Source organism: Hoylesella timonensis S9-PR14 (assembly GCF_000762405.1).
GTDB lineage: Bacteria > Bacteroidota > Bacteroidia > Bacteroidales > Bacteroidaceae > Prevotella > Prevotella timonensis_A.
On record NZ_JRPQ01000195.1, the window covers coordinates 1 to 12,246 of the forward strand.

A 12,246-nucleotide genomic window follows, 5' to 3' on the forward strand; every position below is an offset into this window, starting at 1 on the left:
AAACTCATCGGTTACATGAATGAGCGACTTTTGCCAAATGTTTTCATAATCAGTCGTGTTCATCATCTTCCTCCTGTCTTTCGTCCTGCCAATTCCAGTGCAAGGTCAGCATCAACAATAATCTTACGACCGATTTGTGTAATGGCACGATTGATTTTACCACTCTGCTTGATACGGTTAGCNGTAGGNANACTNCANCCNAAGAGGCGTGCAATGCCAGCCAACCCGTACACATATCGCTTTTCTTCTTTGGAGGAAGAAGCCTTTGTTGATTCCCTGCTCGTGGACATATTACTGTGTTGTGCAAGGAAAAGTAATTCTTCACCAGTCATCTGCCAAACAGGCTTGTCCAGTAATTCGTTTATCGTCATAATTCAATTGTTTGAAATGAATAACTTGCCCTTGCGCATAGGGCATTCTGTCAGGCCTGACGATGCAAAAATAGAGAGCTTTTGATACTCTACCAAGAGGCAGGGATATAGCGGGAAGTATAAGGAAATGCAAGAAAATCAACGACTATCAAAAACGATCAATATACATTCTAAAAGTGGACTGTTTTAGATAAAAGTACGTTGTTAATCAATCATCATTGATTGTTTAAGAGATTCCTTTTGGGTTCCTCTCACTGGAAAAACTATTTTTAGTAGCGTGAAAGTTCTTTTTTTTCTTCGTTTTATTCATTATAAGTTCATATCTTTGTAGCAAATATCGAGTTATACTATCATCTAATGGGACAGAAGAAAGAGCATAGCAACCTTATCAGTAGCATTTGAAAAAGCGAGGCATCACCCAGACATGGCTCGCCAAAGAGTTGGGCATGAGTTTCAGCATCACCAACGCCTATGTTTGCAACCGCAAGCAGCCCAATCTTGCTACCATTTTCAAAGTGGCAGATTTACTAAATGTTTCACCCAAAGAATTACTAAAGTAATGGCTTTATCACTATCAGCAGAACAGAAAAATCTAAAGAATATTTTTATGAATGACAATAGATATATTGTTCCATCATATCAGAGACCATATAGTTGGACACAAGAGCAGTGTGTTCAGTTATATGAAGACATAACAAAAGCTTTTGCAGAGAATGACTCATATTTCGTGGGAAATATTGTTCTTGCATCAAAAGAGGATAATGAACAGCAAGAAATTGTAGATGGACAGCAACGTCTCATTACATTATGGCTTTTCATAAAAGCTCTATCAATTCTTCTTCCCGTATTAAGTAAAATTACACGGATGCTTTGGGTTGAATCTTGGGAGGGAGGGATAGAAAATGGATGTAAATTCATCTCTAAAGCAATTGAATCAAATAATCAGAAAGACCTAAACAAAATTCTACAGTATACAGAGGAAGATTACTGTTTAGAGTCTAATGAGCTTAAAAAGTTGAGAGAGCCTAGATACAAAAAAGAGAAAGGTATTTTAGCTACAAATGCGGTGGTTATATACGATATGTTAAAAGAGTATTTTTCACGTATTGGAGATGATGAGAAGAGAGATTTTTGGGAATATTTTTCAACCAAGGTTTATTTACTTCCCATAGTCCTTTCAGATATGGATATAAATAAGGCAAGATCAAAAGCTCTAACCATATTTGAGACAATAAATAATAGAGGGATGGACTTGCAAGATGCTGATATTTTCAAAGCTCGTCTTTATGAGATGTCTTTAAGAGCAAATGAGGCATCTTCATTTATTGAAAAATGGCAGGAAATAACCACTGACTGCAATAATCTCAACATAAGCGTTGATGATTTATTCCGCTATTATTATCAAATTATTCGAGGAAAAGAAAGGATTGTTACAGCAGAAAAAGGATTAAGAGATTTTTTTCAGAATGATAAGGCTTCTCCTTTTTTAACCGGCAATTACCAAAACATCATGGACTCCTTATGCGAAATATTGGATATACTAAAACATGTCTTATATCTGAGAAACACAAACAGAGAGATTGCTAAGTGGTTGCAAGTCCTATATGCTTATACAAATCTGTACCCTCAGTATGCTTTTATAGTATATTTATTTTTCAATAAAAATAGTAATGAAAATGAACACATTGAGTTTATCAAAAAGGTTATCCGATATTGCTATGGAAAGGGAGCGACTACAACGGTCAAGTTTGAGATATATTCTATAATGAGCAAGATAGCACATAGAGAATCTGTCAATGATTATTACCTGCCAGAATTTAGATTTGATATGGTTAATTTTCCTGGAAGATTAACTACAGGACTGTCTCTTCTATTTAATTATCTTGAGAACAGCAAAGATAGAGTCGTATCCTCATTCTATGTAGAGAAAATACTAAAGTCCATAGATCAAAGAGATTTGAGCACTTGGGACAAAGAATGTTTCTATAGTTTAGCTAATTATATTGTGTTAGATAGAGCCTTAAAAAACACATCATTAGCCAACAGAATCAAAGATTACCAAAACTCTCCTCTTCCGTATGTGCAAGAGTTATTCCAATCTGGGAACTATACATTGGAAGACTTTAATAGTCGTGAGAAAAAGATTCAAGAAGTACTAACGATTTTTTTCAAGAGAAATGAAAGGAATTGAAATTAAAAATTTCAAAGCATTTAATAATGCATCTATTGTATTGGGGGATCTTGCAGTTTCAGAACATAAGAATATTCTATGTTACGGGGAAAATGGCTCAGGCAAAACGTCTATCTATGAAGCAATAAAATTTTTCTTTTTCAAGGAAAGAATTATAAAAGAAAAAGTGCCAAATATTAAGGTCGGAGAGGAAAGGAAGGCAGAAATACGACAATTAGAAAGTAATTATCGCAACAAATCGATGATAGAAGAAGATATCTTCATAGAAGTCGATGGTATGAGTATCGAAAGCTTCAATTTTGACGAGCAAGAGGTTTATATGGTTAGTGGCAAAGATCTTCAAGTTTCGAACGAAATAGATATTCTAGAGCTACTAAACAATTGCTATTTAACAAGAAATACTATCATCGGTGAAGAGGGGTGTGAAGAATTGATTATCCATGAAGTCAATCGGTTGTTGTCTAAATATTTTCATTCTGATATAGAAATATGTTTATCTCAAGATCAAGGAAATAAGATTGTAATAGAAGATCGTATCAGAGGGTTGAGGCTTGATAGGTTTTTCAATGATTTTTTTAATGAATCAATAATTCATGTTATTAAGTTACTTCTCATACTCTCGTCTGTGTCTTTATTGCAAGATTCAAAGAAAAAATCTTTATTGGTTTTTGATGATATAGTGACGAGTATGGATAACTCATATCGCTCGTTTCTCTATAGATACATACAGAATGAATTTAATGATTTTCAAATAATAATTTTGACTCACAGCACCAGCTTCTTTAACCTATGTGAACATTGGATAAATGAGAAAGATAAAAGTAATCAATGGGTGATTCAAGGAATATATGAATATGGGGGAAGGCATAAGATATACACCAAAGGAAGGCTAAGTACAGAGAATATTAAGAAAAAAATAGACGAAAATGAAGATATTACGACATTGGGAAATGAAACTCGTCAACTTTTTGAAATGTTAGTACAACAATTTTGTATGCTTACAATGATTGGAGCTAAAGAAGAAACAGACAAACTAATTTCGGAAATATCTAAGAATGAGCAGAATGGGTCTTTTTATATTACCGAACAAGACATTCAGACCTCTACAGACCTCTTGAAAAGCATACGAAACCTTTTGAGTAATTGTCCAGCCGATCAACAATTAAGTAAAATAAAGCAGAAAATAGATACCTTCGATAACAAAAAAACTAATAGATTATCGTCTTGGTTAGACGAGATGAAGATGTACCAAAAGTCTACTTTGCATCAAGCCTCTCATGGGCATACAGGGTTACCTGATATAAGTTCAAGCGAAATAAAAGCATCACTACAAGTTTTATCTCAGTTGGAATCTGCCATAAAGAAAATGAAAATAGGAAAAATACAAGTGTGATAGACATAGTATTCAAGATTGATTAGTATTAAGAATCAGCAATTAAAGAATATACTGTCATGTCTAAAATGATTATTACAAATTAATTACTCTTGATTATCGAATACAGTCTTGGGTGCATTTTTTTTACGACTGACCCCATTTTTTATTGCTTGCAAGTTTTTGGGTGTAATAAAGGGTGTAAATCGCATAAGTTGCTGATTTACACCCTTGTTTGCGGAGAGAGAGGAAAATGACCATTTCGCTGCAACTCCTTGTATCATAGTCTTTTATTTTTTTATCCTTTTTAATTGTAGCCATATTGTAGCCACAACAGAGTATTTTGAGAGTACACGCAGATACTGCTACCCGAAATGCGCACTTGCATTTCTTGGGTTCAAAAGTACAAAAAAGTAGAACATCCTCCAAATTATTGTGGGAAAATGTTTTAGAAATCTTTTGGCTACAATTTTCAGTGCATGGTGCAAGTCTATATATATAGATAGACCTTGCACCATGCACTGACAGTCCCAAAGGTGTGATTGATATGGCAGGCTCAATATTTTCGCCTACGTATTGGGCAACACGGCAACAAATAACGCATAATGTTAAAAATGCAAAATGGCAATATAATGCCAATATTGGCAATTTAATATTCTTTCTAAAGCCCTATTTGTTAAGAACTTTGCAGCATTATTTCTAACAAAAAGACGGATACATATGAATACAAAGAAACAAAACTCCGGAAGTAATGCAAAATTCTACGTTGTACTTCCGACACTTGAAATCATGCTCTCCGCCAGCAAAAACTGCAAGCTAAGGGCAGGCTATGCCAATATGGAATATTCCAACTTTATGAAACACTGCAAGATGCAGACCGACCTTCGTATCAACACTTATGCAAGATGTGCGGCAGCCTTCGATATGGACGTGCTCTTGATACATCTCCCCAAGGGTATGATTGAGTCCATGATAGCAACCACGCCCCATAAAAGCCTTCGCTTCTCCACAATGGAGCAGGAAGATCTCATCGTCATTCTCAATCGGCTGTGCAAGCTGGACAGTAGAAGATTTAAGCAGCATCTTATGCAGTTATTGCACCAATTGGGGAAGGACTCTGAATTTCCAGACGGATGATAATCCACGGAGAGCAACTATTCAATCCTAAACTGAAAAGAGAAGTGGCATATGACAGAAGAAGACAATTTACAAAAGACGGTAATTGCAGAGTTACGCTCACTAAGGAACGACATGGAGCGGATAGCCGGCTTTATCGTGGAAATGAGACGCGATTATTCCGTTTTGGAGGATAAGATGGAACTCAGTTCCTCCGACGTCATCAGACTCTTGGGCATTTCGCGGGCATCCCTTGCCCGATGGAGGGACACCAACGCAATCCCGTTCAGGTATATATCATGCAACCACGTTGCCTATCCGTTCAAGGGACTTTACGTCGCCGTCAAGAGCGGACGTGCCTCCTTCAAGGGTTTCAGACGAGTGGAAGCCCTACAACGGCTCAACGCCTACAAGGATGGTGTCCTTAAAGGATATATGGGTGATGGTCAAACTTTATTTGAGGAGCTATGAACATCAAAGAAGAAATACTGAGCCGAACCAACAAAGGACTGGATGTGTTCTGCTTCTATATGCCTATCGACTTTGTGCCAAAGCGCAATTTCCGAAATCCTATGTATGACGACAGGCGTGCATCGTGCAATATCTATCTCGACAACAAGTCCGGCTGCTACCGAATGAAGGACTTTGGCAACGATGCCTACTCCGGCGACTGCTTTTGGTTTGCAGCCACAATGCTCGGACTGGACGTGAGGAAAGACTTTGTTAAGGTGCTTGAAACCATAAATCGGGACTTGCAGCTGAATATTTGCATTGAAAGGAAAGAACATAGTAATCCCCACACAATGATGATGAAGCCTTGCAAACCACCCTTAGTACAACCACCTAACCAGCTCAAGAAGATGGAAGGTAAAAAATGGTACAAGCTAATTGAGCAATCTTTCAATGTCAAAGAACTAGACTATTGGGAGCAATACGGCATTGATGCTAAGACTCTGCAACGTTTTCATGTAAAGTCGCTTGCTCACTATGAGTCTGTCTCCAATCAGGGAAAGCCGTTTACTCTTGGTTCTACACATGATGAGCCTATGTTTGGATATAGCATGGGGAAGTTTGTAAAAGTCTATCGCCCTAAGAGTAAGCTGCGCTTTCTTTATGGGGGTGAGAAAGTGAACGACTATGTCTTTGGCTTCCAGCAGCTGCCCAGCAAAGGGGATGTTGTTTTCATCACAGGTGGGGAGAAAGACGTGCTTTCACTTTCGGCTCATGGTTTCAACGCCATCTGTTTCAACAGTGAGACGGCACAGATTCCTGAGAATATCATCGAAGGATTGCAGCTTCGCTTTCAACACATTATTATATTGTACGATACGGACGAGACAGGTGTAAGGGAAGCTAAACGGCAGACAGATGCATTTGCTCAATACAAGGTATTGAGTCTAACCTTACCATTGCAAGGGGGTAAGTCGGAGAAGGATATATCGGACTTCTTTGCCTTGGGCAATGAAGCAAAGGACTTGAAAGTGCTTCTTAATGATATGTTCACCAATATGTATGCACAGACGATGATGATATTGCAATCTTGTGAGATAGACTACGATAATCCGCCAGACGCTTCAAAGTCGGTGGTGGCAGTAAATGGTGTTCCGCTTGGAACGCAGGACAATCTGTTTTGTATCACAGGTGGAGAAGGAACAGGCAAAAGCAACTACATTGCCGCCATCCTTGCCGGCACTCTTGGGAGAGAACGATTAAAGGCAGAGCAAACCTTGGGATTGGAAGTAACAGCCAATCCCAAAGGATTGGCTGTACTTCACTACGATACAGAGCAATCGGAGGCACAACTCTATAAGAACTTGGAGAAGACACTTCGCAGGGCTGGTGTCAAGTCCGTGCCAGAGTTTTATCATTCCCTCTATCTGGCATCGCTATCACGCAAGGACAGACTGAAGATTATTCGTGAAAGTATGGACTTATTCCATCACAAGCACGGGGGAATACACCTTGTGGTCATTGACGGTATAGCAGACCTGATACGCTCCGCCAACGACGAGACGGAGAGTATAGCCATCGTAGACGAACTCTATCGATTGGCAGGGATTTATAATACTTGCATTATTTGTGTCCTACATTTTGTACCTAACGGCATTAAACTCAGAGGACATATAGGCTCGGAGCTGCAACGTAAGGCAGCCGGCATTCTCTCCATTGAGAAGGATGACAATCCTGAATACTCAGTCGTCAAGGCTCTGAAAGTGCGTGACGGCAGTCCTCTAGATGTGCCGATGATGCTCTTTGGCTGGGATAAGAAAGCCGATATGCACATTTATCGTGGGGAAAAGTCGAAGGAGGATAAAGAGAGACGCAAGACCGATGAGCTGTTGGCTGTTGTAAAGTCTGCATTCCGTGCCAAACTAAAGTTATCATATCAAGAGTTATGCGACGTGTTGATGCGAGAAATGGAAATCAAGGACCGAACGGCAAAGAAGTACATTGCCTATATGAAGGAGCAGCGTATCTTGTCGCAAGACACAAGTGGTAACTATCAAAAAGGAGAATTATGTCATACATAGACCAAAGAACCGAAGAAACATGGCAGAAACGCTTGTTTGACAAGCTGATGACCGTTGAGAACAAACTTGACCATCTGCTGGTTTTGCAAGAGCAATCTGTCGATACGACCATTCACCCTCCATTGAAACCCGAATACTTGGACATCATCGACGTTTCCAAGATACTCAAAGTGGAGCAGAAGACCATCTATAACTGGGTTTGGGCAGGAAAAATCCCTTATCTTAAAGCCAATGGACGGCTTCTTTTCCTGCGTGAAGAGATAGACGAGATGTTGCGCAAACGGGATAATTGGTAAGACCTTATCGTATGTTTTCACTCGGTATTTGCTGTTCAATGTTTTTTATTGTTCATTATTATTGAACGATCATGATTTATTGAACAGAAAATTTGGAACTATCATATTTGTTCATTATCTTTGCATTGTTCAATAGAATTGAACAGGTTTTGAATAATGAACAAATATGAGTGAATTACTTATTATTGAACAAGCAGTAAATGCTATGAAGTTACAATGGTTAGAAAGTAACGAAAGCATTACATACGATTTTATTCCACAAGAAAACCCTATGATTAAGGGACAAATAAAAATCTTGGGGATAAATTTTCTTTGCTTAATTGAAAACGAGGTGAACGGTGTTAATGTAACTCGTATCAAAGATACCATAAAAAACTGTCCTGATTTGCAGGCAATCCCTTTTTTGGTAGTAGCACGATATGTGCAACCCATGGTCTATGAAACTTTGAGAACGGCTGGCATCAACTTTGCCGATACCGCAGGAAACTATCAAATTCGGCATACAAAAGACAAGGGTATCATATTTCAACTCTCTCATACAGGCGAAAAAGCACCTACAACGCTTAACAAGAGTTATCCTATATTTCAAGAGGCAGGACTAAAGGTCATTTTCTTTTTGCTACAAGATGATAATAACATAAGTAAGACTTTCCGAGAAATTAAGGAACAATGTGCGGTTTCTTTGGGTACCGTAAAAAATGTACTTGATGAATTAGAGGTGCGTAAATTTGTTCTCACAACCAAGAAAAAACGCACTTTAAGGGATAAGCGTCGATTGCTTGACTTGTGGGTGGAGAATTACCATCAAGTACTTAAGCCTAAATTGCTGATTAAGCGTTTGGGGTTCAGAGACGTAAAGAGCAAAGAGCAATGGGATAAGATAACCTTGCCTGAGGGGATGTACTGGGGCGGAGAATGTGCAGCTTATCAAATTGATGGGTATTTAACACCACAGAAATTTGAGATTTACACAGATTTAGCTTTCGGCAACCTGATGAAAACTGGTGCCGTGCATACCATTGAGGGAGAAATAGAAATGTATCAAAAATTCTGGAAAGCCGGCAAGATGCCCGTAATCCTTATTTATGCGGACCTGTTAGGTGATGGAAACAGCCGTTCCATAGAAGCTGCAAACAAATTATTGAACGATGAACTTCCAGATTTCAAGTGATAAAATAGGCAATCCTCTTTTGATAGAATTGCTAAGCGTAGTCAATGAATGTTTCAAAGAAGTTGGACAAGACTTCTTTGTCATAGGTGCAACAGCCCGGGATATATTGATTCGACAGTTAGTAGGAATAAGTTCTGGTCGAAAGACAAGAGACTTGGATCTCGCTATTGCCATTCCTAACTGGAAAGCCTTTGACGATATTACGCAGACACTTTTATCGCATGGATTTACAAAAGAAGAGAAAATGTATCAGCGGTTTTATTATGGGGCTTACGAAATGGACGTTGTACCATACGGTGAAGTTACAAAGGAAGATGGCTATATTTACTGGCCACCGGAAGAAGATATTGCCATGTCGGTTAAAGGATTTGAGGAAGTGCTGAAAAATGCCATAACCGTAAGCATTGATAATAAATTCGACATCAAGATAGCATCGCTACATGGACTTTTCATCCTCAAACTCAATGCTTGGCTGGATCGCAATATCCAAACAAGCAAAGATGCGGATGACATGGGCTTTATCATAGATAACTATTTCTTTGCCAACTTAAACCGGAATGTTTATCAAGAAGTATATGATTGGGAGGACTTTGACGAGTTTGTTGTTGGTGCATATTGGCTTGCCAATGATATTGTCAGCTTTTTATCCATAGAGCATTTAGCCTATTATGGGCAATGCTTACAGGGGGAAATAGAAAAAGAGGAGGATAGCCGACTCCTTCAACAAGTGCTTGACAGTAACTCTGCTTTTCAATATGAGCAAATTCTTCAAGCTTTCAAAAAAATGATAGCGGTGTTTAATAAGAATCTTCGATGAATATACAGATTGAGTTTCAAAGTATCGCTACTGGCGAAAAGAATGGCGACTTTGTCCTATATGAAGAATTAGCTGGTGGAACATTAGTGGTACTTGCCGATGGCATGGGAGGATTGTCCTTTCCCGAACAAGCTGCCAAAACAGTTTGTGAGGCTGTACGCTATTATTTTGTGAACAATGAAGTGTCCAATCCGCTTAACTTGATTAGACGAAGCCTTGAGTATGCCGATAATGTTCTGGGTGAATTATGCTACCAAAAGAAATCCAAGATGGGAGCTGCACTTACTCTTATGTACATCACTAATATGCAACTATATTACACCTCATTGGGTGATGTCCGATTATATCATAAAAGCATTGATGGAACAATTACGCAACTTACGACGGATGATGTCGTGTGCATAGAGGATGAGTATTATCTCACAGTCTGTATTAACGGTAAAGGATTTAGGAATCCGATAGAAGTGCAAAATATACCCGTGAAAATTGGCGACGGCTTTCTTCTTTGCAGCGATGGCTTTTATAAATGCCATCATATAAATGCTTATCTGCAAAACAAGGAATTGCCACCCTTGCAACATAGAAAAGATGATTGCTCCATAATAAAGGTGGATATTAGGTAAAGCAATTAGACTTGGCAATAAAGATTGTCAAGTCTAATTGCTTATACTTACACTTAAAGTCTCCATTTAGGGCGGATGCTTTGATAGTGATTGTCTTCTTCCTTTTCTTGTGTCTGAGTGGTACTACTCTTCATTGTCGTGGAATTTTCATTATTGGATATGTCCCTTTCCTCCTCCTTATCCTCTTTGTTATCTGTAATCGTCAAGGCAATCTTTCTGTCCAACTCTGCCGACTGCCCTTTGAGCGAACGAAGCTCGTCCTCTTTCTTCCACGTTCCATTAGCAATAGCAGTATAGATTTCCTTATTGGCTGCAACCTTATCTTTCTCCTTCTCATGCGATTCTATCACCTTGGGGATACGCCCCAGCGCACCCAAGAAGTTCTCACACGCAAGTTTCGGGTCTGTTGCCAACTTACCGTTATTATAGGTATAGTAAATGCTTTCCTGTCCTTTGACAAAGAAACGGTTCACGGAGCAGTCAAACAAATCTTTTGAGGTACTCTCCGTCTTCACCATGATTGAAAAACCATAAATCTCACCGATTTTATTGTACTCGCCTTTGGTACGTGCCTTGTCGTTAATTTCTTGCAGGCGTGCGGCAATGACCTTGATGTCTGTGCTGTCTTCCACGCCCTTTACGACCAGTTTATTGATAGGATTACCTTCTTTGTCACGCTCCACACGCTTCTCAAAGCACGCCAAGTCTGCCTTGGCTTCCTTGATCTTGTCTGAATGGAAAGACACGGAGCTGTCAATCTCCGCCAACTTGCCCGTTGCGGCATCACGCTCACGGAGGAAATTCTTACGCTCTGATTCCAGCGTGGCAATCTTCTTGTCGAGTTTGGCTTTCTCTAACAAGTCCGTATTACCAGATAGCACGGCAACATACTCTGAAAAGTTCATACCGCTATCCTCGTCCATCGATCCCTCGTCAATGGTACGACTACCGAGCGTGTTGGTCTTCAACTGATTGATAAACAATTGCTTGTTATGTAGTAGGTTGAACTTATAACTGTCCAACGACCGCTCCACGGCATAGATAATCACATCGACCTTGTTGTCAGCAAATTCTTTGGCAACCATATTACCTTTACGAATTGCCCGACCATTTCGCTGCTCCAAATCTGAGGGTCGCCAGGGTGTATCAAGTTGATGCACCGCCACCGCACGCTGCTGGGCGTTGACACCCGTTCCAAGCATAGAAGTAGAACCGAAAATGATGCGGATGTCTCCACGATTCATCGCTTCTACCATCGCTTTTTTGGCTTTCTCGTTCTTGCACTCCTGAATAAAGCGTATCTCGTAAGACGGGATATGATAATCTTCTACCAATTTACGCTTCACCTCAGAATAGATATTGAAGTCCCCACCGGGCTTGTAAGTACCCAAGTCAGAAAACACAAATTGCGTACCTTTCTGTGCATCATACTTCTGATAGTAGTCATTGAGTAATTTCGCACAATGGCTTGCCTTGTTGTCGATATGGTCTGAGTACCCGTTTTCGTCTATCATGCGTAGATCCAAGCTCATCTTGCGGGCATAATCGGTAGCTAAGAATTAAGGGAAACAAAGGGAAATACAGGGAATGTAACTATTTGAAATAGTATTATTTAGCTTTTTCTTGCTATTTTGAGGGTAAGCGAAAACGAGCATCAAACGGCAGGAGTTCCGTTACCAAATCGTAACCCATCAGGGAAAAGTAAAAAGGGGTTACGAATTGAAGGTAAACAACTGTGTCATAGGTTTTTATTCTTCA

10 protein-coding genes and 2 pseudogenes are annotated in these 12,246 nt (G+C 39.4%); 10 read left to right on the plus strand and 2 right to left on the minus strand.

Annotated features, from left to right (window positions below; translation table 11 throughout):
* Positions 1-62: 62 nt before the first annotated feature.
* Positions 63-371, minus strand: coding sequence for a DUF3853 family protein (locus HMPREF9304_RS11390; RefSeq protein WP_036929239.1), 309 nt, complete (start codon positions 369-371; stop codon positions 63-65).
* A gap of 357 nt (positions 372-728) precedes the next feature.
* On the opposite strand from HMPREF9304_RS11390, the pseudogene HMPREF9304_RS11395 reads away from it, so the two are divergent.
* The 10 genes and pseudogenes from HMPREF9304_RS11395 to HMPREF9304_RS11440 all read left to right on the plus strand — a co-directional run bounded on the left by HMPREF9304_RS11395 (position 729) and on the right by HMPREF9304_RS11440 (position 10,488).
* A pseudogene (locus tag HMPREF9304_RS11395) lies at positions 729-931 on the plus strand (helix-turn-helix domain-containing protein).
* A complete protein-coding gene (locus HMPREF9304_RS11400) occupies positions 931-2,562 on the plus strand; it encodes a DUF262 domain-containing protein (RefSeq protein WP_036929277.1) in 1,632 nt (543 codons plus the stop codon). The pseudogene HMPREF9304_RS11395 and the gene HMPREF9304_RS11400 overlap by 1 nt, the downstream one beginning before the upstream one ends.
* Complete coding sequence (locus tag HMPREF9304_RS11405) at positions 2,549-3,955, plus strand: ATP-binding protein (RefSeq protein ID WP_036929279.1); 1,407 nt, start codon at positions 2,549-2,551, stop codon at positions 3,953-3,955. The genes HMPREF9304_RS11400 and HMPREF9304_RS11405 overlap by 14 nt, the downstream gene beginning before the upstream one ends.
* Positions 3,956-4,654: 699 nt before the next feature.
* Positions 4,655-5,071, plus strand: a complete 417-nt coding sequence (locus HMPREF9304_RS11410) for a hypothetical protein (protein WP_004339693.1) — start codon at positions 4,655-4,657, stop codon at positions 5,069-5,071.
* 51 nt (positions 5,072-5,122) lie between these two features.
* A complete protein-coding gene (locus HMPREF9304_RS11415) occupies positions 5,123-5,521 on the plus strand; it encodes a hypothetical protein (RefSeq protein ID WP_008450566.1) in 399 nt (132 codons plus the stop codon).
* Positions 5,518-7,581 (plus strand): bifunctional DNA primase/helicase, encoded by a 2,064-nt coding sequence (locus HMPREF9304_RS11420; protein WP_036929281.1) that lies wholly within the window; start codon positions 5,518-5,520, stop codon positions 7,579-7,581. The genes HMPREF9304_RS11415 and HMPREF9304_RS11420 overlap by 4 nt, the downstream gene beginning before the upstream one ends.
* Positions 7,569-7,877, plus strand: a complete 309-nt coding sequence (locus HMPREF9304_RS11425) for a helix-turn-helix domain-containing protein (protein WP_024992803.1) — start codon at positions 7,569-7,571, stop codon at positions 7,875-7,877. Before HMPREF9304_RS11420 ends, HMPREF9304_RS11425 begins: the two co-directional genes overlap by 13 nt.
* Before the next feature lie 166 nt (positions 7,878-8,043).
* On the plus strand, positions 8,044-9,048 hold the full coding sequence (locus HMPREF9304_RS11430; RefSeq protein ID WP_024992802.1) for a type IV toxin-antitoxin system AbiEi family antitoxin: 1,005 nt from the start codon (positions 8,044-8,046) through the stop codon (positions 9,046-9,048).
* Positions 9,026-9,865, plus strand: a complete 840-nt coding sequence (locus tag HMPREF9304_RS11435; protein ID WP_036868796.1) for a nucleotidyl transferase AbiEii/AbiGii toxin family protein — start codon at positions 9,026-9,028, stop codon at positions 9,863-9,865. The genes HMPREF9304_RS11430 and HMPREF9304_RS11435 overlap by 23 nt, the downstream gene beginning before the upstream one ends.
* Positions 9,862-10,488, plus strand: a complete 627-nt coding sequence (locus HMPREF9304_RS11440; RefSeq protein WP_024992801.1) for a PP2C family protein-serine/threonine phosphatase — start codon at positions 9,862-9,864, stop codon at positions 10,486-10,488. Before HMPREF9304_RS11435 ends, HMPREF9304_RS11440 begins: the two co-directional genes overlap by 4 nt.
* Positions 10,489-10,541: 53 nt before the next feature.
* On the opposite strand, the pseudogene HMPREF9304_RS11445 reads toward HMPREF9304_RS11440, so the two are convergent.
* Positions 10,542-12,044: pseudogene (locus HMPREF9304_RS11445) on the minus strand (helicase-related protein); the annotation flags it as partial.
* Positions 12,045-12,246: the final 202 nt, after the last annotated feature.